Below are 24432 nucleotides of genomic sequence, written 5' to 3' on the forward strand. Positions count from 1 at the left end.
TGCGTAAATTGAGCTCCAACTCCCTGTAAATCCGGTACACCCGCTTGTGGTTCCATTTGAAGCCCTTTATGTTGCGCAAGTACAAGAAACACAGTCCAAAGCCCCAATTGCGCTGGATCGTCGTCAACCGGATCAACCAGTCAGAGATCCTCTAGCAATCTGGCTGGGATGAATCTCATATTGCTGAGCCAATTCAGCTACGGTGCGCTCGCCGCGCACCGCCTCTAAGGCCTCTTTGGCTTTAAAAACTGCGCTGTGTTTGCGTCGTGATTTGGTAGTCATAGATCTCTCCAAGTTCGGCCTACTAATTCTCTGGCCGACCTGGCTGTTTAGAGCGGCTAACACAACCCTTGATACGTCGTTGCAAAACCTTGTCGTACTACCCGNGTTGTGTTAGCCGCTCTTATTCGCCAGTCAAATGGTGCAGATTGGCCGAGTCCCAGCCGCCGCCCAGCGCGCGGTAGAGATTGGTCGCAGCAATCAAACGGTCGGTTTGCAGCTGCAGTACGCTTTGCTCGGCGCTGAACAGATTGCGCTGCGCATCAAGCGCATCCAGGTAGGACACATACCCTTCGCGGTAGCGGTTATTGGCCAGGCGCACGGCTTTTTCCAGTGCGCCTTGCTGCGCCTGGGCTTGTTGCAATTGCTGGTCCAGTCGCGTAATTGCGCTGAGCTGGTCCTCCACTTCAGCAAAGGCGGTCAGCACCGCTTTCTGGTAACTGGCCAAAGCCTGCTCGCGCTGGGCATCGGCGGCAGTGACCATCGATTGCAGGCGATTGCCGTCAAACAGCGGAGCCAAAATACTGCCACCCAAACTCCATAAAGTGAATGGGTCACCATGCAGCAAGCTGGAGCTGATGCCGCCCAAGCTGGCGCTGAGTTGCACGGAAGGCAGCAAACGTGCCTTGGCCACGGCCAGGCTGGCATCGCTGGCAATCAACTGCTCCTGTGCGGCGGCCAAATCTGGACGGCGCTGCAGCAGTTGCGAAGGCACGCCCACCTCTGGGATACTGGGCAACTGCAGCTCAGCCAAATCTTTGCCACGTGCAATCGGGTGAGGGGCCTGACCTGCCAGGAGATTGAGCGCATGCTCATGGCGCACAATCGCTTGCTGAATTTGCGGAATGGCCTGGGCAGTCGCGTAGTACTCGGCTTCGCTTTGCTGCGTATCCAAGGCCGAGCTATAGCCAGCCTGCTCGCGCGAACGCGCCAGCTTCAGGGCTTGCTCGCGCACGCCCAGTGTGCGCTCGGCCAATGACAGCTGAGCATCTAAGCCGCGCAACTCCAGATAGTTCGCGACCGTGGTCGCGGCCATGCTGAGTTTGGCGCTGTCTTGCGCTGCGGCACTGGCCAGCCATTGGGCGTTGGCCGCGGCGCGCTGGTTGGCAATGCGGCCCCAGACATCGACCTCATACGAGGCCAGCAATTGTGGCTGGGTACTTTGGCCAACTACTGGTTGGCCCAGCGCGGCGCTGATGCTGCGGCTGCGTTGCCCACCCATCGAGAAGTCCAGGCTGGGCAGTTGCGCTGCCTCTTGCACATGGGCCATTGCGCGTGCTTCTTTCACGCGGGCTGCGGCCACTTGCAAGTCCAGGTTGCTGGCCAGTACCTGTTCAACCAGTGAGTTCAACACCGGGTCATTGAGTTCAGACCACCAACTGCTGTGAATCGTTGGTGGGCTTGGTGTGGCACTGGCAGCAGCCGTCCATTGTGCTGGCATGGTTAGCGTGGTTTGTGATGGGCTCGATTCCAGTGTGCCGCAAGCCTGCAGTAATAAGGCACTGGCCAGCGTAGCCAGCGCAGTGGGGAGCGACAAAGGGCGTGTCATATCAAATCTCCTTAGAGCCTGTTCATAATCTGCGCGCAGATCATGAACAGGCTCTTATACCTTGGGCGCAATCGCTGCGGAGGTGGTAGTTGCTGGCGCATGGGTGTTGGTGTCCACGCTGACCACCACTGACATGCCTGGGCGCATGCGCTCTGCGGCGGCCTGGTCTGGATCAACTGCAATGCGCACCGACAAACGCTGTGGGATTTTGACAAAGTTGCCCGTTGCGTTGTCCGGCTTGATGACGCTGAACTCCGATCCCGTAGCAGGAGAGATACGCTCTACATGGCCGGCCAACTCAACGCCATCCAGCGCATCGACATGAAAGCGCGCTGACTGGCCTGGCTCCATGTGGCTGGTTTGGGTTTCTTTGAAATTGGCAATCACCCATACCTGGCTGGGCACGACGGCCAGCAGCTGTGTGCCTGGGGCCACGTATTGGCCCAGTTTCGCACCGACCTCGCCGACATGGCCCGCCTGCGGCGCGCGGATTTCGGTGTTGTCCAGATCGATTTGTGCCAGGGCCACAGCTGCTTTGGCCGATTGCACGGCAGCCTCCAAAGCCTCTTGATTCACGCCAGCCGCTCGCAGGTCTTCGTTGGCAACCACTTGGCCTGCCAGCGCTTGTTCGCGTGCGGCCTGGGCACGTTTGAGAGCGGCTTCGGCTTGTTTGAGTGCCGCTTCGGTCTGGTCGCGCTCACGCTGGGACAGCGAGCCATCGGCTGCCAGTGGCTCGGCTCGACGCATATCGGCCTGGGCGCGGGTTAACTGGGCTTTGGCATTGGCCAGTTCCGCATCGGCTGCGGCAATCTGTGCTTTGGCACTGCCAGTGCTGGCCTGGCGCGAGCGCTGTGTTTGGGCTGAGTTGGCCAAGTTGGCCTCTTGCACCGCCAACTGGCCTTTGGCTGCATCGAGTTTTTGCTGGTAGTTGCGGCTGTCCAGGCGCACCAGAACCTGGCCAGCTTGCACTGCGTCGTAGTCTTGCACCAACACCTCGGCGATATAGCCATCGACCTTGGGCGCAACGACTGTCACCGCACCGCGCACATAGGCGTTCTCGGTGGTTTCAATGCCGGTATGGAAAGGCGGCAGGCGCCATGCATAGAGCACCAAGGCAGCGCTGACCAGTGCCGCCAATAAAAACAGCCAATGGCCACGTAATCGAATAAAGCGAACGACTTGAGACATAGATCACACTCTGAGGTCAAACAGCACGCGGGCTGGTTGCGGGACTGGTAGAGACTGCGCTGCGATGCCAGCCATACCATTTCACCGCCAAAAAGAGAAAGAAACCAATCGCAGCCAGGACGGCCATCGCATGCGATAAATCGTTGTAGGCCATCACCACCGATTGTTGTGTCACCTGCTGGGTCAGGCTGGCCGCAGCCTGTTGTGAGGCCGTCGCATGGTCGGGCGAGAGCATTGAGGGCGTGGCCTGCAATTGTTTGAGGCGCTGCATCACCAGCGGGTCTGACAGCGACAAGCCATCGGCCAAATGCGCGTAATGCACACGGGTGCGGTCTTGCACATAGGTGCTGAGCATTGATTGGCCAAACAGGCTCGCCAACGATGTGCCACCGGTCAGCACTGCGATGAAGCTGATCAAATGCTTCATGCCGCCCGCAACCACGTGCATAAAACCCTGTAGCAGTGCCATCGCCATGAACATCGAGCCAGCCATGGCTAGTAAGAACTGCGACACATACAAATCATCGGGCCGAGTCAGCACCGTCGCATGGCCGTCCATCAGCGCGACAATGAACACCACCACCAAGGCAATTTCACCAAAAAAGCTGTAGCGCTTGCTGGGAATGGCTGCCAATGCCAGTAAAAAGCCAAAGACTGTGCCGGCGCCGATCACCATGAATAGGCCGTGCATCTGGTCGTTGTAAAAGCCCAGTGAATTCATGAAGCTGACCGCGCCCACGGTTTGCTGCGCTTGCAGTGTGCGAAACAGAAACATCGCACCGATAAAGCGCAGCATGAACGGGCTGGTGAGCCAATGCAAATCGATCAGCGGGTAAGGGCGGTTCCACTCGTGGTAGACATACAGCCCAAAACACACGAAGGCGGTGGCCAAACACACGCCAATCCAAGGCGTGGCGGTCCACCAGTGCGAGCTGGCCTGGGCCAGCACAATGATCAGCAAGGCCATGCCAATCGCATACAAGCCAAAGCCCATGCCATCACCGCGAGTGAAAGCCTGCATCGTTGGCATAGGGCGCAGCCGGACGATATTGATCGCGGCCAAACTCAGCAGGGCCAAGGCAATGGTCAAATAGGTCAGGCCCTGCCATTGGTCGTTGATCAGCAAGTCCTCAGAAATGATGCGCGAGAGTGGCGAGCCCATTTGCAAAATGCCAAACGCCACAATCGCTGCAAACAAGGCCTTGGCCTGTGGCAGTGCCTGCAGCATGAACAGCATCGTTAAGCTGCTGATCGGTGCCGAAGCCAAGCCCAGCGCCGCCCGAATCGCAATCGCAGAACCCAAGTGGTTGGTCAGCAAATGGGTCAGGCCCAAAATGAAGTACATGCCAATCGTCACATCGGCAAACCAACGCAGGCCAAACTGGTAACGGATTTTGGCCAGCAGCAAAGTTGCAGGAATATTGGTAGCAAAGTATGCCGCCACCAACCAACTGGCTTCGGCCGACGTAGCCCCAAGCGAGCCTTGAATGCCCGGCAAATTGCTATTGACCAGGTTCATGCCCAGGCCTTGTGTCAGGCCCAGCAATATCGAGGTCAGTACATAAGGCCAGGCAATCCCGGTGTTTTCTGCTGGGGCAGCAGGTGCAGTGGGAGCCGCTGCAACGCCCGGGGCTGCTTTTGTGGCTGCAGCAGTTGTGGCGTTGGTGCTGGCAGTGGCGGCGTTGTCTCGCATCGCAGTCACTCACCTTTGCGTACGATGGGCATGATGAGTCCATCGACATATTTGGTAATCAAAGCCTTGGTGACCATCTGCCCTTTGGTGATGTAGCCGTACAAGATCATTGCCGAGAGCACATCTTGCAGCAGCCCCAACTCCAGGTCGGCAGCGATTTCGCCGCGCTCCATGGCGCGCACAAATACCGCCTGAATCCGTTGGCGACGTTTGAGCAAACGCTCAGGCGCCACTTTTTCCATATAGGAGACCGTGCCACGCAAATCGCGCATGATTTCCTGGTGTACAGCCTGCAGCACTGGGTCATCGACGCTGTAGAGCTGCGAGAACAATTGCACCAGGTCGCCGCGCAAGCTGCCGGTATCGACTTCTGCATGGTTGCGCGCATCGTTGGCGGCAGTCAGCGCGTCAACCAGCAATTCCTCTTTGGAATTCCAGCGGCGGTACAGCGAGGCTTTGCCTGCACCCACGCGCTGGGCGACCGCATCCATGGTCACGCCTGCGGCACCGGATTGCGCAAAAATTTCAATCACCGCTTGCCGAATCGCGCCGTCGAGACTGGCGTCGCGGGTGCGTCCGATGGTGGTGCTTGGTTTTGGGGGGGATTGGGACATGTGATACTGCTTGGTTTCGATACTGCGTAGTTTCGAAACTAAATGGTATCACTTTGCCAATTTTTTTGCATGGGCACAACCATTGCTAGTGGCCCTGTCCTGGGATGAGACGCGCGCCGATGGATGCTGCGTGCTTGGTGCTTTATGGGGGCAAGCAACAGGAGTGTCTATGCTGTGCTGGGCAAGCAACGTGTGTGCTGGACGACACAACTGCGCGTCAGTGTGACGGGCCTTGCTCGCTCGCCAGCAGGTGTACGCCGCGCCGCCTTGGATGCGTACCTAAGAACGTGTTTGCGCTCTTTTTGCAGTCGCGCAAGGCATAAAAAAGAGGCGGTGCGAGGCGCTTGTTGCAGCTCATGCTGGGTGATCTTGCTTGCAGGCGGCACCTTTGGCGCTTTGGCAAGTTCGCTTCAAGCCGGTTTTGCCATGCAGCCGCGTGCAAGACGGCTGCATGGTTGGCGCTGAATGGTTTTATTCAGTGGCAATATTGTTTGGCGGACTGTTTGAGGCAGAAGCTGGGCTTTGCCATCTCGCCACACAAGCAATCAACACCAGCACCGGCAAACCCAAGCAAGCAGTCGCAATAAAGAATTGCGTATAACCGATCGCGTCCACTGCCAAGCCAGAGAAGCCGCCAATCCATTTGGGCAACAGCATCATCATGGAGCTGAACAGCGCGTACTGGGTCGCTGAGTACTGGATATTGGTCAGGCTGGACAGGTAAGCGATGAAGGCAGAGGACGCCAGCCCACCAGCCAAATTGTCGGCCGAGACGACAGCGACCAAGCCAATGAAGTTTTTGCCTAGCAGCGATAACCAGGCGGAATGCTCTGCCAGTTCACGCGAGCAGGCCATCTCTGGTGGCAGGGTGGAGAGCCAGGCAAACAGCAAATTGGTGGCCGCTGACAAGACTGCACCCAGCATCAAAATGCGCATCACGCCCACGCGCATCGCCACCCAGCCGCCAATGAAAGCGCCCAGCAAGGTCATCACCACGCCATACACTTTGGTCACCAGGGCGATTTGGTCCTTGGTGTAGTTCATGTCGACATAAAACGGGTTGGCCATCACACCCATGACGATGTCGCTGATGCGGTAGACCGCTATCAGTGCCAGAATCATTACCGCTTGGTAGCGGTAGCGCCGGAAGAAGTCAGCGAATGGTGCAATCACTGCGGTTTCCAGCCATTTGCCAATGCTTGGCATGGGCGGGCTGTATGGGCGCGGTGGCTCGGGCGAGACCAGTACCGTGAGTATGCCCACCCCCATAGTCAGGGCCATGATCAGGTAGGAAAATGACCAGGCAACTTGCTGGTAGCCCTCGATGCCGGCGATTTCGCCCCGTGCGGCCAGCCACAGCGCGCCTGCACCGGCCCAAATCATTGCGATGCGGTAGCCGCTTTGGTACATCGCAGCCATGGCTGCCTGGCGGTTGGTGTCACCGGTCTCAATGCGGTAGGCATCCAAGGCAATGTCTTGCGTGGCCGAGCCAAACGCGGCCATCAAGGCAAAGACCACCATGGCTGTTAGATGGCTGCGTGGGTCGGTCCAGGCCATGCCCACCAGGCCAATGACGATGGTGGTTTGTGCCAGCAACAACCAACTGCGGCGCCGACCCAGCCAGCGCGTGAGCAGCGGTATGCGCAACTGGTCCACCAGTGGTGCCCAAAGGAATTTGACGCCGTAGGCCAGGGCGACCCAAGACAAAAAGCCAATCGTGCTGCGCTCAATGCCGGCTTCGCGCAGCCTGAAACTCAGGGTGCCCAGCACCAGCATGAGTGGCAGACCGGCGGAGAAGCCCAGGAACAGCATGCGCAGGCAGCGCGGCTCCAAATAAACACGCAAGGCTGCGCTGCGGCTGAGTGTGACTTCGATAGCCGCAGGCGCGGCGGTGTTGGTGGTGCTCATAGCGTGGCCACCCTGTGAGACAGGCTCCACAGGGTCATTGGGTTAAATCCATGCATCAGGTACCGCCGACAAACGGATTGCTGGCGCGCTCGCGGGCAAAGGTGCTGTTGGGGCCGTGGCCAGGCACAAACTCGGTCTCTGGGCCCAGCGGCCAGAGTTTTTGAATGATGCTGTCGATCAATTGCTGGTGATCGCCGCGCGGAAAGTCGGTGCGGCCAATGCTGCCAGCAAACAAGACATCGCCGACAAAAGCCAGGTTGTGCTTGGGCGCATGGAAGATGACATGGCCCGGCGTGTGGCCTGGGGTGTGGCGCACGTGCAGGGTTTCCTGGCCGATTTGTACGGTGTCTCCCTCATCCAGCCAGCGGGTTGGCGTGAAGGACAAAGCAGGTGGAAAACCATAGGCGCGGCTTTGTTCTGGCAGGCCGTCAATCAGGAACTGGTCTTCGGGGTGCGGGCCAATAATGGGTAAGTCGAGTGCCTGGGCCAATTCACCGGCAGCGCCGGCGTGGTCGATGTGGGCATGGGTGAGCCAAATGGCTTTGAGTGTCAGCCCCAATTCTTTGACAGCGGCCAGCACCCGTGGCAGGTCGCCACCGGGGTCAATCACCGCCGCTTCTTTGGTGGCATCGCACCACACAATGGAGCAGTTTTGCTGGAAGGCGGTGACTGGGATGGTCGTGTATTCAAGCATGGGTGGTCTCGTGTTGGCTGGTTGTAGGAATCTAGTAAAGCGCTTGCAGCGCCTGGTACGGGCTCAATGCCCTTCCGTGCAAGGCTTGTATGTGCAGCGTGCCTGGCACCTGCCTTTAAGCAGTGGCTAGGCGGGTGCTTTGAACGCGCTCTGAGGCATTGTAATGACGCACTGTGCTGGTTGCCGGTTGGATGGGACCTTGGTGAGTAGATTCCAGTGTCTTGGCCGTTTGGGTGTAATAAGCTGCAAGCTCTGTATGGGCGTGCAGCTTTCTTGACGCCCGTCCACCACCTTCCCCCATCTTCCCGCAGCTGCGCTACAGCCCGCAAGGATGCGATGCGCGGCCAAAACTGCAGTCGTGCTGGCGCTGGGCGAAGATTTTTAACAAAGCAGTGCGTCCTTGTAGCCCTTGCGCGACTGCGCAGGGAGGGTGGGCAGACGTTTACAACTGCGTTTACAGCTGCATTTGCTCAATCAAGGCCTGCTCCAGCGCTTGTTGCTGCGCATTGCTCAGACTGGACTTGCCCTGCAACAAAAAGCTGTCTTCAGCACGCTCGCCCAGTGTGGTGATTTTGGCCAAATGGATATCGAGCTGGAATTTCGCCAATGTCCAGGCAATCGAGTACAGCAAGCCAGGCTGGTCAGAGGCCGAAACCGTCAGCAGCCAGTGCTCGGCTTTGTCGTCAGGCTCCAAACGCACGCGGGTGTTGACCGGAAAGTGCCGCACGCGCCTGGACACCCGGCGAGTGCGGGGTTCTGGCAGTGGCGCGCTGCTTTGCAGGTGTTGGGCGAGGCTTTTCTCTATGAAGCGGGCCGTGCCTTCTAGCGAGGTGCTCTCAAACTCCAGCGCGATTTGGAAGGTGTCGAGCGCGAAGTCGTCGTGTGTGGTGTGGATGCGCGCATCCAGAATTTCATAGTCGGCCTGGTCAAAATAGCTGGAGATGCGGGCAAACAGGTCTTTGCGATCGGGCGCGTAAATGGCAATTTGCAGGCCCTCGCCAATGACCGATTTACGCGCCAGTACCACCGGGCTGGTTTGCTGCTGCTCTGGCAGTGTGGCGAAGTGCCTGGCATGCCAGGCCAGCTCGTCGGCTGTGTGGCGCATGAAGTAGCCAAAATCCAAGCGATTCCAGAAGGCGTTGAGCTGCTCGAGGGTGATCGGATCGAGTGCCAGCAGCACGCGTGCTTCGCCCTTGTGCATCTCTGTCTCGGCCAATGGGTCGGGCTTGCTGCCACCCAGCAGGCGTGCGGTCGCGCGGTACAAGTCTTCCAGCAGCTTGCCTTTCCAGGCATTCCAGACCTTGGGGCTGGTGCCGCGAATATCGGCCACAGTGAGCAGGTACAAAGCTGTGAGATACCGCTCGTTGCCCACGCGCTGCGCAAAGGCGGCAATCACATCGGGGTCGCTCAAGTCCTGCTTTTGCGCTACATGGCTCATGATCAAGTGCTCTTGCACCAAGAACACGATCAAGTCGGTGTCGGCCTTGGCAATGCCGTGCAGGCGGCAGAACTTGCGCACAATGCGCGCGCCAATGTCGGAGTGGTCGCCGCCGCGGCCTTTGCCAATGTCGTGGAACAAGGCTGCCAGGTACAAGATCCAGGGCTTGTCCCAGCCTGCGGCCAGACTGGAGCAGTACGGGTATTCGTGGGCATGCTCAGCCAGGAAAAAGCGGCGCATATTGCGCACCACCATCAAAATGTGCTGATCGACCGTGTAGACATGGAACAGGTCATGCTGCATTTGCCCAACAATGCGCCTAAACGCCCACAGGTAGCGCCCCAGCACCGAGGTGCGGTTCATCAAACGCAGCGCATGCGTGATGCCCGCTGGTTGCTGGATGATTTGCATGAACAGCGCGCGGTTGACCGGGTCTTTGCGAAACGCTGCATTCATCACATGGCGCGAGTTGTAGAGCGCACGCAAGGTGCGCGCCGACAAGTCCTTGAGGCCGATTTGCGTTTGGTAGAGCAAAAAGGTCTCCAAAATCGCGTGCGGCTCTTTGACGTATAAATCATCGCTGGCCACCTCGATCATGCCGCCCTTGTCAAAGAAGCGCTCATTGATTGGGCGCAGCAGGTGCACGCTGGGATTGAGGCGCTCTTCAATATTGAGCAGCAAAATCTGGTTGAGCTGGGTCACGCCTTTGGCACACCAGTAATACTGGCGCATGAGCTGCTCGCTGGCACGCATCGGCAGGCGCGAGCCCTGCTTGGTTTCTGAGCGGTAGCCAAACAATTCGGCCACAGTGTGCTGCAGGTCAAAAATCAGGCGGTTTTCATTGCGTTTGGAGACCGCATGCAAGCGCGCCCGAATCCAACTGAGCTCAGCCTCACAAGCGGCCAGCTCATGCGCTTCCAGCTCGGTGGCCAAGCCGTTGGACACCAGCGCATCCCATGTGCTGCCCAAACCTGCAGCTCGTGCAGCCCAGATGATCAGATGCAAGTCGCGCAAGCCGCCTGGTGATTCTTTGCAGTTGGGCTCCAGTGCGTAAGGGGTATTGTCAAACTTTGCATAACGCTGGCGCATCTCCAGCATTTTGGCGCGCAAAAATACCAGCGGGTCCAGGTGTTTGAGAAAGCGGTCCTGGAACTGCGTGAACAGCTTGCGGCTGCCAACAATCCAGCGCGACTCCAGCATGGCCGTTTGCACGGTGATGTCTGCCGCCGCGTCCTGCAGCGACTCGTCAATCGTGCGTAGGCTGAAGCCAATCTCCAGGCCCACATCCCAGCAACTGCTGACAAACTGCTCAATTTTTTGTTTGAGCGGGTCGTTGTCGCCAATGCTGCGACTATTCGGTATCAACAGCAGTACATCGACATCAGAAGCAGGGAACAAGGCCTTGCGGCCAAAGCCTCCAACAGCGACCAAGGCGAACTCGCCGGGCAGCTCGGCTCTGCGCCAGAGCTGGCGCAATACTTTGTCAGCGTATTCGGCTTGCAGCCGCAGTTGTGTGTGGATGCGCCTGCCTTGTTGCCCCGGCTTGAGTAAGCTGGTCACAATGGATTGCTTTTGCTGCTGGTAATGGTCGCGCAACTCAGGCAAGGTCGATGGGGCAGGGCGAAGCACGGGCATGGCTCGATGGCCTCTCATTCTGGCGTCCTGCAGCCGGTGTTGCAGTGGCGCGCTATCTCACAAGGAAAAGGCCCGGGCCTTGCGGCCAGAGCCAATGAAAAGCGATGCTTAAGTGGTTGTAGCCTTCACAAACTCAGGCAGTTTGGGCGAGCCCGCTGACAAGGTCAGCACTTCGTAGCCAGTGGGGGTGACCAGAATCTGGTGCTCCCACTGTGCGGTCAGGCTGCGGTCCTTGGTGACGATGGTCCAGCCATCCTTGCCACTTTCCTTGATCTCGCGTCGGCCCAGGTTGAGCATGGGCTCAATCGTGAAGACCATTCCAGGCTCCAGCACTTCCATCGTGCCAGGGCGGCCGTAATGCAGCACTTGCGGCTCTTCATGGAAGCGCTTGCCAATGCCGTGACCACAAAACTCGCGCACCACCGACAAGCCATTGGCTTCAGCAAACTTTTGAATCGCAAAGCCCACATCACCCAAACGGTTGCCGGGTTTGACCTGCAAAATACCCAGCCACATCGCTTCAAAAGTCAGGCGGCACAGGCGTTTGGCTGCAATCGATGTCTCACCGATCTCGAACATGCGGCTATTGTCGCCATACCAGCCATCTTTGGTGATGACCGTGACGTCGACGTTCAGAATGTCGCCTTTTTTCAAAGGCTTGTCGTTCGGAATGCCGTGGCAGACCACGTGGTTGAGTGAGGTGCAGATCGAACCAGGAAACGGCGGGTATTCGGCTGAGGGCTGGTAGTTCAGCGTAGCCGAACGGGTGCCCTGCTGGGCCATGCATTCTGCGGCCAAGCGGTCGATTTCCAGCGTCGTAACGCCTGGCTGGATGTGTGGCGTGATGTAGTCAAGCACTTCCGAGGCCAGGCGACAGGCTTGGCGCAAGCCGGGGAAATCTGCTTCTGTATTGATCGTGATGGACATAATCCCGCAATTATCACACTGCCGCTGGCTTTGTGTGGCCGTACATGCAAAAACTGCCCCATCTAGTCGGAATGCAGCGCGATGGCGGTGTGGCCTGACTTTATTCAATTTGCGCAATGCGCAGCAAATTGGTCGTACCTGGCGTGGCAAATGGCAGGCCAGCCGAGATCACGATGTAGTCGCCTGGTTTGGCAAAGCCTGCGTCATGCGCAATGCTGGTGGCCACCTCGGACATCCGCTCAACACTCGTGCCCACGGCCAGTTCGGGCGTGATGATCGGGTGCACACCCCAAACCAGTGCAAGGCGGCGGGCGGTGGTGATGCGCGGTGTCAGGCCAATGATGGGGGCTGCAGGCCGCTCACGCGCAGTGCGCAACGCCGCATAGCCTGAGCTGGTAAACGCCACGGTAGCAGGGGCTTTCAGCAAGGCAATCGCATGGCGCATGGCCAAGCCAATCGCATCGGCCACGGTCGATTGCGAGGCCGACTGGCTGGCCTCGATCGAGTCGCGCCAGCTCGGGTCGGCTTCGCTGTTGGCGATGATGCGTTGCATCATGCGCACGGCTTCGAGCGGGTATTTGCCCGAGGCCGATTCGGCCGACAGCATCACCGCGTCCGCCCCTTCATAAATGGCCGTTGCCACATCAGAGGCTTCAGCGCGTGTAGGCACGGGCGAGTTGACCATGGATTCGAGCATCTGCGTGGCCACAATCACCGGCTTGCCCTGCTGGCGACAGACGCGCACGATTTGGCGCTGAATCGACGGCACTTGCTCGGCTGGCATTTCCACGCCCAAATCGCCACGCGCGACCATCACCGCGTCAGTCGCGTCAACAATCGCATCCAGCGCATCAATCGCTGCAGGTTTTTCCAGCTTGGCAACAATGCCGGCACGGCCTTGCAGCAGCCCGCGCAACTCTTCAATATCGGCGGCGCGTTGCACAAACGACAGCGCGACCCAGTCCACACCCAGTTGCAGACCAAACTCCAGGTCTTCGCGGTCTTTGGCGGTCAAGGCCGAGATCGGCAAGATCGCGTTGGGCACATTGACGCCTTTGCGGTTGGACAGCGTACCGCCCACGACCACCTCGGTCAGGATGTGGCCTGCCTCGCATTCGAGCACACGCAGGCGCAGCTTGCCATCGTCAAGCAGCAAATCCACACCTGATTGCAGAGCTGCAAAAATCTCTGGGTGGGGCAGCGCGACCTGCTGGGTATTGCCGACTGTGCTGGCATCCAAATATAAATGGAAGTGCGCGCCTTCAGTCAAAGTGACGGAGCCCGCCTCAAACGTGCCAACGCGCAGTTTGGGGCCTTGCAGATCGAGTAGCACTCCAATGGGGTAGCCAACTTCTGTTTCAACCTCACGAATCCATTCCAGGCGGCGGCGGTGGTCATCGTGCGTGCCGTGGCTGAAGTTCAGGCGAAACACATCGACACCCGATTGGCTCAAGGCCTGAATGCTTGCCTTGGTATCGGTGGCAGGGCCCAGCGTGGCGATGATTTTGGACTGGTTGCGAGGGGGACGGTTCATGGGGCTGCCTGTGTGGTTAGGGGCCGTTTGCAGCTGTGGCAAAGGCCGCGGTGTGTAAATGCTGTGCTGGAGTGGCATTGTGTCGTGCCGCCAAAACCCCAGCGCAGATGAGATGGCGTATTGAAAGCAAAGGCTCTTAGATCGTAAACACGTTCTTAGCCAATCACAATGGCTCGGAAGTCATTGACATTGGTCAGCGTAGGGCCGGTGACCACTGCGTCGCCCAGGCATTCAAAAAAGCCGTGGCCATCGTTGTTGTCCAGTGATTGGGTGGCCAGCAGGCCCTTGGCTTCGGCGCGTGCCAGTGTGTCAGGTGTGATGATGGCTCCGGCAGTTTCTTCTGCGCCATCGACGCCATCGGTATCGCCCGCAAGTGCATGGATGTGCGGGCTGGCGCGCAAGGCAATCGCCAGCGCCAGCAAAAACTCGACGTTGCGCCCGCCCCGGCCTTCGCCGCGCAAGGTCACGGTGGTCTCGCCGCCTGACAGCAATACGCAGGGCTTGCTAAACGGTTGATTGTGGCGCTGCACCTGCAGCGCAATGCCGGCCAAGGTTTTGGCGACATCGCGTGCTTCGCCTTCAATCGCATCGCCCAGAATGTGAACCGGCAAACCCGCTTGTTCAGCCACCTGGGCAGCTGCCTCCAGGGCTTGCTGCGGCGTGGCAATCAAATGGGTTTCAATCTCGGGCAGCCTGGAGTCGTCGCTGGCAATACTCTCACCCCGCCCCGAGCTCAGTACTTCGCGCACATGGGCTGGTACGTCGATGCGGTAACGCTCCAAAATGGCCAGCGCGTCGTTGCAGTCGGTGTCATCCGGGACGGTGGGACCAGACGCAATATCGGCCGGCGCATCGCCAGGCACATCAGAAATGACCAGATTCAGCACCTTGGCGGGCGCGCAGGCTTGTGCCAAACGACCGCCTTTGATCGCTGAGAGATGGCGTCGCACGCAGTTCATCTCCTGGATGCTGGCGCCGCTTTTGAGTAATTGGCGGCTCAGTTGTTGCTTGTCCTCCAGCGTCAAGCCGTTGAGTGGCAAGGCCAGCAGCGAAGAGCCACCGCCTGAGATCAAGCACACGACCAAATCATCGGCCGACAAGCCTTGCACCAGCTCCAGCATGCGGCGCGCAGCTTGCTCGCCAGCGGCGTCCGGCACCGGGTGTGAGGCCTGCACAATCTCAATGTGCTCGCAAGGCACTTCATAGCCATAGCGGGTTACAACCAGGCCTTCGAGCGGCGAGCGACCTTGCCAGGCCTGCTCAAACGCTTGCGCCATCGCGGCTGACGCCTTGCCCGCGCCAACCACAATCGTGCGTCCTTTGGGGACGGCAGGCAGGTAGGCGGAGATTTGCTTGGCGGGTTGCGCCGCCGCAATGGCCGCATCAAACATGGCGCGCAGCAAGCTGCGTGTGGATTGGGAGTTCAGAGCGTCAGACATGCTGGTCATCTTTGTAATAGGCCACCAAGAGTTGCTTGGGCAAACCCTGCAGCAGTTCCTGTCGTGGCATGGGTGCGGTCTTCAGCGTTCAATGTACAGCGCGAGGAAACAATGCAGGTTTAATTCACTATTTAGAGAATTATTATGCTTTTTATCTCGCCAAAGGGGAATTAGGGATATCGTAATGGATTGTCAATACACAATCGCACCATTGGCTGTGAAACATGCCATCTTCCCATTGTTTTGCTACTGAAAGACCTGCATGAGACTAGGATTGGCCGCCAACCGCTTGCACCACCAGACCGACGATGGCGCATTGTTCAACTGGATGCAGCACTGCGAGGCGGGGATACGAGAGTTGCAACTGCAACTGCATACCGTGGGTCGTACCTACGATGCGCTGCTTGACGCTGGGCGCCTTAAAGACTACCCAGGCCTGATCAGCTACCCCTATGGCCGCCAAGGCGGGCTGATGCAACTGGTTGCCGAGGTCGTAGGCATGGGCACGCCCGAGCGCACTTTGGATGGCGTCGTGTATTTAATGGACCCGGTCGATCCTTCGTCCATCTTCCCCGAAGCGCTGGCGCTCAAACGCCAATGCGTGATCCACGGTAAACCGTTTTTATCCACCGTGGCCAGCGCCCGTGACTGGATTGAGATGGAACGCATCCACGCTGGATTCGCGCCAGACCCAGGCGCTGATGCATTCCACCACCTGGAGCAGCACACCCTGGCGCTGATTGCCCACGACGCGATGAAACCCACGATGATGGAGTTTGTATCGCGCAATTTCGACTTGCTGTCGCGTTTTGACAAACGTGTGGGCACAGGCACTACGGGACAACAACTCAATGAACTGGCCTGGAGCAAAGGCTGGCCCAAAGACCGCATGTGGGTCAACCGTTTTAACAGCGGCCCATTGGGCGGAGATGCGCAAATCGCGGCGTTGGTGTTGAACAACCAATGCCAGCGCGCGATCTTCTTCGAGGACCCGCACGTGGCCCGGCAGCACGAAGCAGACATCCAATTGCTTGAGCGCGCAGTGACCACGGCCACGACGACGGCTGTGTGTACCACTGCCCCTCAAGTTGCCCAACGCTGGTGTGATGCGGCAGTCAAACGCGCCAGTCTGCGTTAAGCCTTGCCCTTCGGGCTGTAGCCCACAAGGCGCACTGCTTGGTTCAAAATCCTCGCTGGGCAGGCAGCCCGACTGCGGTTTTGGCTGCGCATTGCATCCTTTTTGGCTTCAACGCGGCTGCATCGAGATGATGAACTGGCCCTGAGGTGTGGCAGAAATACAAGAATCTTGGTCAAAGTGGTTTTTTTTGTATAAATTGCACTTAGAATACTGACCTTCACCATCTGCACCTTGAGATTTCTTTTGGGCAGCACCGCATTTAGGAAGCGTGGCAGAGTGGTTGAATGCAACGGTCTTGAAAACCGTCGAAGGTTTACGCCTTCCGTGAGTTCGAATCTCACCGCTTCCGCCAATAAAAATTGATAAATCATTGATTTTACTGGGAAAAGCCACCTTTTAGGTGGCTTTTTTATTTTCTACCCACAGTTTTACCCATGGCTGAAAGTGCGCTTGCCTGCACGATAAAGATAGATTTTGATAGCTATTTGTACTTGGAAATCACGTATTGGCATTGTGTCGGTTGTGCATGCGGCAAGGTATACAAATCAAATGCTTTTGAAATGACTGCTGACTTGTGCGGGGCAGATTGCATTTTGCTTGACTGCCAGAAGTACTTTGTAGGTCCCAAAGTATGGGCGGTGAGCAAATATGCTGAAGTTTCGTTGCTTCTACTATTCTTTGGGTTTCATTTATCATTTGTGCATTCAAGGAGCAGCAATGAGGCGGCCAATAAAAGTCACGTACCGCGCAGTTCATCAAAAGAGTCCTTGGCGGAAGGTACGCGGTCATACTTCGTTAAAGAACGCTCTATATGGTCAAAATGATGGGGCGCCTGGGCTGTTCGCCTACAGAGTTCGAATTGACTATGAAGTGCATGGCGAACCGCTTTACGCCGTTATCTGGGAAGACCACGCGACCTTTGGTTTCGTAGTTAAGAAGGACAGCTCAAGTCCCGATGGTATATCGCGCGTGCAAGTGCCGATCGAGGTGCTACTTGAGTACGATGCCCGCAGGGGAGCCGCGACAAGCGAGCTAGAGGCCCACTTCTCGCCTCCGGTCATCGAACTGGCACCATCTTCCGCCGAGCCGGAGAAGGCGCCCCCAGAGGCAGAAGTGTGGCTATCAATTCAAGCAGAAGAAGGTAACATCACTCTTGAGGAACACCTCGAACGAGAACGCAATGCTGCACTTATCGAGGCAAAGAAGGCCTATGTGTTGCGAGCCACTGGCCGACTTACCTGCGAGGCATGCAGCTTTGACTTCGCTGTGACGTATGGTGAAGTCGGCTATGGTTTCTGCGAGATTCACCATACGAAGCCGCTCGGCATTCGAAATGGCAGCGAAACTACGTCGCTTCAAGATCTTGCTGTGCTGTGCTCGAACTGTCACAGTATTATCCATCGAGCAAAGCCGATGTGGAGCGTCGCCGCTCTTGCTGCGCATCTAACGGCTACCCGAACTAGCTAGGCAGGATTAATGGCTAATGCTTGGACAGAAAAGCATGCAGGAAGAGGGATGTATTTTGCGAGCTGATTGTCTGCTTGGGGGCGATTGTTGTTATTAGCTACTAGCTTTTAGCAACAATCGGCTAGGCGCAGTCATCACAGAGCGGGGCCCTCACCCTTCACCGAACGTTCTAGCTCACATCCGATGATGTACTGGATAGATGATCTCAAAATCCTTGGAGAATATGCAGGATTGTTTCAGTCGAATCCTCACGCAAACTTTAGCCAAGTCAGGATCTAAGGTTTTTACTTAATCAGATTAGAATGAATTATGGTCGAAAACACTTCTCTTCCAAGTATCTGGTCGTCTGCACGTCGTCCGCGTCCTGGATCCGAACAGCCTACTTCAAATGAGGGACAAACGCCAGATAGCCCTAGCGTGGGTGATCAGCGCTCAAAGTTTCAACACGACTACGACCGTCTCTTATTTTCTACACCTGTTCGACGCTTGGCGGACAAGACACAAGTGTGGCCCATGGACGAAAACGACAGCGTACGTACGCGCCTGACGCATTCGCACGAGGTGGCTAACCTTGCGCGGTCCATCGGGGTACGTGTCTATTTAAACAGTCCTGAAGAATTTGAACACAGTGGAATCGGCAATGACGCCTTACTTAACGTCATTCAGCCGATTCTGCTTGCAACCGGGTTAGGTCACGACCTAGGAAATCCTCCCTTCGGCCATCAAGGTGAAGCGGCTATCAGCCGCTGGTTCGAAAATCGTCAAAACTGGATATTCAGCAAGACTAATGAAGGAGGAACGCAACTGGAACAATCACAGGCGGTGCCTGAACAACTTCGGCTGGAGTTCACACGATTTGACGGCAACCCACAGGCCCTTCGTCTTTTGACTCGGTTGCAGACGCACGTGGATAGGGTTGGCCTGGACTTAACCGCCGCTACACTTGCCGCAGGACTAAAGTATCCAAACAGCTTTGCCAATGTCGACAAGAAAAATCCGATTCGTAAGAAGGGCGGCTATTTTTCCTCGGAGATGGACGTTGTAAACTGGGTTCGCGAAAAAACTGGTCTTAAAGAGGGGCAGAGGCATCCATTGACATGGATTATGGAAGCGTGTGACGATATCGCTTACTCGGTGCTTGATGTTGACGATGTATTAAAGAAGCAGGTGATGTCACCTGACGATGTGCTCGTTGTTCTGCAACGCAGCTTGGAAAACGATTCGACAGTTAGCAGGTTGCTCTTACGATTCGAAGATGTTGAGAAAAAGCCTTTTCGTGCCGATGCGCAGCGCGATATTAAGATTCAGTATCTGCGGGCATTCTTTATTGAAGCTCTCGTTACACACGCGAGCGAGCAATTCATTCGCAATTTAGGGCCTATTTTCGACTTCAACCATCAGAAGCCTTTAATGGATAGCTCTGAACTATGCGAAGCTTTGAAAACGATTGCAAAGAACTACGCTTTCAAGAATCCTCAAGTTCTGAAGGCAGAGGCACTTGGTGCTGCCGCGTTAGACGGATTGATGAGCGCTTTCTGGTCGGCTATTTCTGATCGTAGTGATCTGGATGATATTGAATCAAGAAAGCGAACTGCGCGTTCTAGCTACATCTATTCGCTAATTAGTCCAAACTATGTTTACCAAGCCTGTGTACCTAATGAGTCATGCTCGGAAGCTAATGGGATCCGTTACCGTGAACTGCGCTTGCTGACGGATATGATCTCCGGTATGACCGACACCTATGCGATGCGGCTTTGGAAAGAGATTCAGGCAATACCCGATGTCAGTAGCCCCTAACTACTTTGCGTTGAAACGCCGGCTCGACCGATATTTCTGGGCGAACGCTACTGGTGAGATGATCTTCTTGCGCCAAGTTCTTGATGAAAGTTTCGCTGCCTTTGATCGGATAGCAGTCATCGGGGGACTCGTACGTGACTTTGCTCATGAAGGGCGCATGGGCTTTCACTCTGATCTTGACTTGGTCATTGATGCGCCAGCCAACCATGTTGCGGCACTTGCTGCCGACTTGGGCGCGACTTCTAACCGTTTCGGCGGGTTTAGCTGTAAGCAAGGGCCTTGGAAAATTGATTTCTGGGCGCTGGAGACTACTTGGGCGCGCCGTCATGTACCTGTGCGGGAGCTAGAAGACATCGTTGTGTCTACATTTTTTGATTGGGATGCCATTGCCTATGACCTTCGTAGGCGGAGGGTAATCTGCGCGGATAATTATTTGGACCTTATCCGCAAGAGAACGTTGGATATCAATCTGCTTCCTAACCCATCTCCAATGGGCAATCTGGTTCGCGCTGTTCGCAGGCTAGTACTTTGGGAAGTGCAAGCCGGTCCGTCATTGCAGCGCTTCATCAGTGAGCACCTGGATGAAGCAGCATTACATTTCATTCAAGCGAAAGAGGCCGAACTTTACTCATCCTCTGTTTCGACTCGGTGGAGTACTGCTCGTGAGGCAAGATCAGCGCTGCTCTCATGTGCCCGCCCTCACGTGGGGCAGCAGTTCGAACTGCATCTAAGGTAAAATGGACGTATTCGACTCCACAGGTGTGCTACGAAACTCTACGTTGCTCGAATTAGTAGCAGAGTTGGCAACAGGGAATGAAAGAGTATTGCAATTAGAATCGCATTGGTTGGTCAAGTTACCTCCAAACTAGCTACTTTTATTTCCCTCGCATAGAGCGATGCATAATGCTAGCAACTTTAGATGCTGCGGCTTCTTATTTTTTGTCTTTCGAACGTCTCCTTTTGGTCGAAGTAGGATCTTTTGGAAAGAGCAGAGATAAAAAACTTACAGCAGGCGAAAGACAATCTGGCGCCTCTCAAAAATTAGTATTAGCACTCTGCAGAGACTACTGCTAAGGCCAAGATCAACGAAGCAGGTAGAATTACTTTCGCCCAGCGCCGCTACATGAAGCGACCTCGGATTTGTTGACGTGCTAGCGGAATCGCGACCGTCGCTTTATGTAGCCCCTCGCTCTCGTTTTCGCCATGCTCCAGTCTGCTGCAGTTTTCTCCAAAGTCGGGACGTTTAAACTCGAACTTCCTCCTGCCAACATAGAGATCCTTGCTGGCGTTCGTTGGGGCGCTATTGACGCATTCCCTACACCCGCTTACTGGCTGTTCCAAATCTTTGAGCGCCGACTAACTGGTGGCCCTCCAAACTACAAACTTGGCCGAACTTTGGCAGAAGAATTAGGGGCGTGCCTGCTCGGTGGACACGGAATCTCAGCCGATGTTGGGATTGCTGCCTACAAGCGGCTTAAATCCGAAGGCATCTTCGAGCTAAATGCTGATGCTAGCGAACAACGAATCTTTGACCTGCTCTTGAGTCCGCTGGACGTTTTTGGTCGCCAGGTGCGCTATCGATTTGCAGCGCAGAAGGCAAGGTACCTGTCCGGTGGGCTCGAGTTAATCCACGGTGCTCCAGTGAATTGTACTGGCCGAGTGCTTCGAGAATGGCTCGTCACACTTCCTGGTGTTGGGTTGAAGACGGCATCGTGGATCGCACGCAATTGGATGGGGGCAGACGATGTTGCTATTCTTGACATTCACATCCTTCGATTCGGCCAGGCAATCGGTCTTTTTGATAGGTCACTGAAGGTTGAGCGTGACTACTTGAAGCTTGAAGAACAATTCCTAGCGTTCAGCGCTGGAATGGATACAAAGCCTTCGGAACTGGATGCTGTTATATGGCATGAGATGGCCAACTCTCCGTTCGCCGTACGGGAAATGACTAGGGCAGCAGAGTCCAAAACGATTTCCTCTACCAAGGTGCGTAGACAGGTACGAGACCGAAACCAACTGACTCTGATCTAAATAATCATTCGGGACGTCCACCTATCAATACAAGCCCCACCCCAATGAGTGTTTTTTCACGAGAAATTAAGGAAACAAATGATGTGCCCGTGGCACCAAGCGGACAAATATTAAGGCTTAGGGCTTCAGCACTCCAAGCTAGTGCGCCGATGATGATGCCTGCATCACGCCATATGAGACTTTCCGGAAAGTAATACTTGGCAGCAGTCTTTCCTGGCTCTGCAACCAAGGCAATCAGCGTTGCATCTCCACTTGCGACGATAGCATCCGCAGCGACTCGCGCGGCGGACGCAAGGTCATGCGATCCCGGGATCTCGACCAGTGAATGATTAATTGGATCGTAGCGTTCCCATCCGGAGTGACGATAACGCTGAACTAAGACGTGTATGGGATGAATGGCTCCTGCAGATGGAACCCCTCGGAATTGTTGCTCAAAACCCAGATCAGAGGTGCTCCAGCTGTATGTGCGACAGCAAATAGATAGAAGCCCTTCCAGCTTTTCGAGCGGCAGAGGGGAAAATGTGCGCCTTGACTGGCGCTCCAAGACTAGCTGGTGAAGATCTACGGTCTCTTTGATTGCAAATTGGCCCAACGAGAAGGTCGGGCCGCCTGGCCAGCTAAACGGCTTGTATGGCTCGACAGGTATCTTGGGTTTTGGTTCAGGAAGTTCTACAGCCATATCCGAGAGAGTCCATCGACTCGACATACTTGTTGCAGCCGCGGCAGTTTCCACATGGAATGTCTGCCTTGTGGCAGCTATGCGCATAGGCAAGTACTCGTGCTGGTACCTTTGCTTCGTTGACTAGTTCAACTGTCGTAAGACCGATGGCGGGTGCTTCGATTCGAAGGCCTCCCTCCTGATACAGAACCAATTCATCTATCATTCGAACAAAGTCTTTGGTTCCATCCCGATGCCCTTCGTCAGATGCAACCGTACCGATGTACAAAACCTTCGCTCCTAAACCGATCGCTTTCATCGCTGCGAGTGTGATTAGTAGCTGGTTGCGATAAGGCCACCAATCACTTGCTGGTGCCGCCGCATCAGCAGCGGCTCCGGCCATATCGCCTGATCCAAGACTACGGCAATCCACGCTTACAACGTGATGCACAATTCCTATCTCTGCACAGATAGCTGCCGAGACGGTCCGTTCGGTGATGGCAGCCTTCTGTCCATAGTCGATCGTTATGGCGTGTGTTGGCCTCTTCCACCATGCAATAGAAAGCGAGTCCATGCCACCTGAGAGTAATAAAGCTGACGTCATAGGGATACGGCGGCCCATAACGCGGCATAGAGTGCCGATGTGTATGAGCGGCGAATGACGCAGTCAGTTCCCTCTGCCATCTTCATTGACTCTTCCGATTCACGCTCGCAAAGGATTACTACAGGTTTTCCCACTGCACGTGCGTATCCAACTTCATAGATTGTCCCAGCGTCAAGGCCGTCAACTATCGCAAAAACAATGTCGGACTTTTCGATTCCCTGAAGGTCAAGTTTGACTACGTCGGCAGCAGATCCCATACCTATATCATGAAAAGGTGAAAAGACTTTAAAACCCATTTCTAAGAGGTTCTTGCGCGCCTCTTCGATTAACCAGACCTGCGCCGTATCGAAAAAAGGCCCAGCTAGGTAAACCTGAGGTCGTTTTCCATTCAAAAACTCTTGCTTAACGCGAATCTCGTCGCGTTTAAATTCCATGAGGTACTCACGGTAAGGGATGGTCTTCTTCTCACAGTAGTAAGCAGTTGCTAGTGAGGCCTGTGACGCCGCTTCATGTGCCGGGAGGCCATCGTTCATCCATGCTTGTGCAAAGTGCGCCACAAATGTATCCCCTGATCCGATTTTCCAAACATTTTCTGTTTTGTAGGCAGGTACTGTGTGCACAGCACCTTGTGACCAAACAAAGGCTCCTGCAGGGCCCATCTTGATGATGACAACCTCTGCTCCGTCGTGCACGGCTAGCTTGAGTGCGCATTCTTCTGGAGTTGCTTCTGGGCTGGCGCTCATAGCGCGAGCCTCATAAAGATTCAACACCAGCGCTAGATGCTTGGCTCGCGAACCGTTCTCTCCAAATCGCTCCGCGCTGCCGGCGTTTTGAGGGTCATAAACTGCCCATTCCGCATCGATCACTGCTGAGCCTTCAAGCATACCGAATCGGACGACTTTTTCAGCTTTTACCTTAATGGAGCTAAGTGGAGTATCTGGAACGTTGGAGATATCGGGGTGGGATGAGTCATGAAGATATCGGAAAGATATAGTGGTATTGCAAGGTACAGCGTCTACTGTTACTTGGGATGGAAGCTGCACAGCATAGGTGCGAAATTCATCCTCGGCGATAGAGGTTGCGTACGTGTGGAACGTCACATCACTCCTCATAGTCGCAATTGCAGCCGTAGCCCGACCTCCTGAGCCGTAAAGCTGATCCCACAACGGGCGTACACAAAACTCTCTGTATAGGCCGCCAACGACGTGAATAGTCATATTTTTAGACAGGATCGATGTGAACAATGATCTGGGCGCCTGACACAGCAGTAACTTCCGCACGATAGTTGGTACCACTCAAGATGCACTCTCGTAAGCGATTAGTCTGACCGCCTATAAGCCCGCCAAGCAGGTCCCCATTGTTCCGGAGTACAACTACCACCTGCTGGTTGCTCACAGTCTGAACCTGAACCGTACATAAATCACCGATACGCACAGTCGAGACGAACGTCGGGTTTGGTGTAGATATTTGCGCAGTAAATTTTAGTAGTTCGCAACTAACGGACTCTCTCCTCACTCCGCCGCCGAAGTATGTGCCACCACCACTACCTGACATATAAACTCCCTAAAAAATATATAAGTTACCTTGAATCTCAAATTATTACATTCAACAATAGTATTGTATAGAGATGTTCTGATTTCTGTCGTAATATGCCGCAAAAGACGTTCTAAGCAATGTCGATTTGATTCATGTAAGCAGTTAGTAGGTATCAAAACCAAAGAGCTCCAGTCGCTGCTTAGTGGCCATCGGTCTTAACCTTCTAAACTTCTACATATTGTCGATGCCAGCATATCAAATCTCGGATGAATCGCGACTATTTACAAAGTTATTTCGAAAACA

General features: G+C 55.5%; 19 protein-coding genes, 1 tRNA gene and 1 pseudogene. 6 read left to right on the forward strand and 15 right to left on the reverse strand.

The window, feature by feature from the left end:
* From E8K88_RS16565 to E8K88_RS16615, 12 genes and pseudogenes are all read right to left on the reverse strand, one after another.
* Positions 1-148 (reverse strand): annotated as a pseudogene (locus E8K88_RS16565) (IS3 family transposase); the annotation flags it as partial.
* Positions 133-282 (reverse strand): hypothetical protein, encoded by a 150-nt coding sequence (locus E8K88_RS18090; RefSeq protein WP_168797374.1) that lies wholly within the window; start codon positions 280-282, stop codon positions 133-135. The gene E8K88_RS18090 and the pseudogene E8K88_RS16565, both read right to left, overlap by 16 nt.
* A 121-nt stretch (positions 283-403) precedes the next feature.
* Positions 404-1828: an efflux transporter outer membrane subunit gene (locus tag E8K88_RS16570; RefSeq protein WP_136407791.1), complete on the reverse strand. Its 1425-nt coding sequence runs from the start codon at positions 1826-1828 to the stop codon at positions 404-406.
* A 54-nt stretch (positions 1829-1882) separates the two neighbouring features.
* Positions 1883-3016 (reverse strand): HlyD family secretion protein, encoded by a 1134-nt coding sequence (locus E8K88_RS16575; protein ID WP_136407792.1) that lies wholly within the window; start codon positions 3014-3016, stop codon positions 1883-1885.
* Between the two features lie 16 nt (positions 3017-3032).
* Positions 3033-4709 (reverse strand): MFS transporter, encoded by a 1677-nt coding sequence (locus E8K88_RS16580; RefSeq protein WP_136407793.1) that lies wholly within the window; start codon positions 4707-4709, stop codon positions 3033-3035.
* Positions 4710-4714: 5 nt separating this feature from the next.
* Positions 4715-5323, reverse strand: coding sequence for a TetR/AcrR family transcriptional regulator (locus E8K88_RS16585; RefSeq protein ID WP_136407794.1), 609 nt, complete (start codon positions 5321-5323; stop codon positions 4715-4717).
* A 471-nt stretch (positions 5324-5794) separates the two neighbouring features.
* The gene (locus tag E8K88_RS16590; RefSeq protein WP_136407795.1) at positions 5795-7231 is read right to left on the reverse strand and encodes an AmpG family muropeptide MFS transporter; all 1437 of its coding nucleotides are present in this window, start codon (positions 7229-7231) and stop codon (positions 5795-5797) included.
* Between the two features lie 55 nt (positions 7232-7286).
* On the reverse strand, positions 7287-7925 hold the full coding sequence (locus E8K88_RS16595) for an MBL fold metallo-hydrolase (protein WP_136407796.1): 639 nt from the start codon (positions 7923-7925) through the stop codon (positions 7287-7289).
* A gap of 454 nt (positions 7926-8379) precedes the next feature.
* A complete protein-coding gene (locus tag E8K88_RS16600; protein WP_136407797.1) occupies positions 8380-10998 on the reverse strand; it encodes a [protein-PII] uridylyltransferase in 2619 nt (872 codons plus the stop codon).
* A gap of 108 nt (positions 10999-11106) precedes the next feature.
* Positions 11107-11925: a type I methionyl aminopeptidase gene (gene map / locus E8K88_RS16605; RefSeq protein ID WP_136407798.1), complete on the reverse strand. Its 819-nt coding sequence runs from the start codon at positions 11923-11925 to the stop codon at positions 11107-11109.
* Between the two features lie 100 nt (positions 11926-12025).
* A complete protein-coding gene (pyk, locus tag E8K88_RS16610; protein WP_136407799.1) occupies positions 12026-13459 on the reverse strand; it encodes a pyruvate kinase in 1434 nt (477 codons plus the stop codon).
* A 155-nt stretch (positions 13460-13614) separates the two neighbouring features.
* Positions 13615-14898, reverse strand: a complete 1284-nt coding sequence (locus E8K88_RS16615) for a glycerate kinase type-2 family protein (RefSeq protein WP_136407800.1) — start codon at positions 14896-14898, stop codon at positions 13615-13617.
* 262 nt (positions 14899-15160) lie between these two features.
* On the opposite strand from E8K88_RS16615, the gene E8K88_RS16620 reads away from it, so the two are divergent.
* From E8K88_RS16620 to E8K88_RS16645, 6 genes are all read left to right on the forward strand, one after another.
* The gene (locus E8K88_RS16620; protein WP_136407801.1) at positions 15161-16036 is read left to right on the forward strand and encodes a methylglyoxal synthase; all 876 of its coding nucleotides are present in this window, start codon (positions 15161-15163) and stop codon (positions 16034-16036) included.
* Between the two features lie 262 nt (positions 16037-16298).
* A tRNA-Ser gene (locus E8K88_RS16625) sits at positions 16299-16388 on the forward strand.
* 296 nt (positions 16389-16684) lie between these two features.
* Entirely contained in the window at positions 16685-17503 is an 819-nt protein-coding gene (locus E8K88_RS16630; protein ID WP_136407802.1) for an HNH endonuclease, read from the forward strand.
* A gap of 309 nt (positions 17504-17812) precedes the next feature.
* The gene (locus E8K88_RS16635; RefSeq protein WP_136407803.1) at positions 17813-19300 is read left to right on the forward strand and encodes a deoxyguanosinetriphosphate triphosphohydrolase family protein; all 1488 of its coding nucleotides are present in this window, start codon (positions 17813-17815) and stop codon (positions 19298-19300) included.
* Positions 19284-20036 (forward strand): hypothetical protein, encoded by a 753-nt coding sequence (locus E8K88_RS16640; RefSeq protein WP_136407804.1) that lies wholly within the window; start codon positions 19284-19286, stop codon positions 20034-20036. Before E8K88_RS16635 ends, E8K88_RS16640 begins: the two co-directional genes overlap by 17 nt.
* Before the next feature lie 467 nt (positions 20037-20503).
* Positions 20504-21331, forward strand: coding sequence for an 8-oxoguanine DNA glycosylase (locus tag E8K88_RS16645; protein ID WP_136407805.1), 828 nt, complete (start codon positions 20504-20506; stop codon positions 21329-21331).
* Positions 21332-21335: 4 nt separating this feature from the next.
* On the opposite strand, the gene E8K88_RS16650 is transcribed toward E8K88_RS16645, so the two are convergent.
* Genes E8K88_RS16650 through E8K88_RS16660 form a run of 3 tightly spaced genes read right to left on the reverse strand, consistent with a single transcriptional unit; the run spans position 21336 to position 23693 of the window.
* Positions 21336-22010, reverse strand: a complete 675-nt coding sequence (locus E8K88_RS16650; protein ID WP_168797375.1) for a nitroreductase family protein — start codon at positions 22008-22010, stop codon at positions 21336-21338.
* Positions 21991-22611, reverse strand: coding sequence for a 7-cyano-7-deazaguanine synthase (locus E8K88_RS16655; RefSeq protein ID WP_338092898.1), 621 nt, complete (start codon positions 22609-22611; stop codon positions 21991-21993). Before E8K88_RS16655 ends, E8K88_RS16650 begins: the two co-directional genes overlap by 20 nt.
* Positions 22590-23693, reverse strand: coding sequence for a PfkB family carbohydrate kinase (locus E8K88_RS16660; protein ID WP_205880113.1), 1104 nt, complete (start codon positions 23691-23693; stop codon positions 22590-22592). The genes E8K88_RS16655 and E8K88_RS16660 overlap by 22 nt, the downstream gene beginning before the upstream one ends.
* Between the last annotated feature and the right edge of the window lie 739 nt (positions 23694-24432).

The organism is Lampropedia aestuarii (genome assembly GCF_004803635.1).
Classification (GTDB): domain Bacteria; phylum Pseudomonadota; class Gammaproteobacteria; order Burkholderiales; family Burkholderiaceae_C; genus Lampropedia; species Lampropedia aestuarii.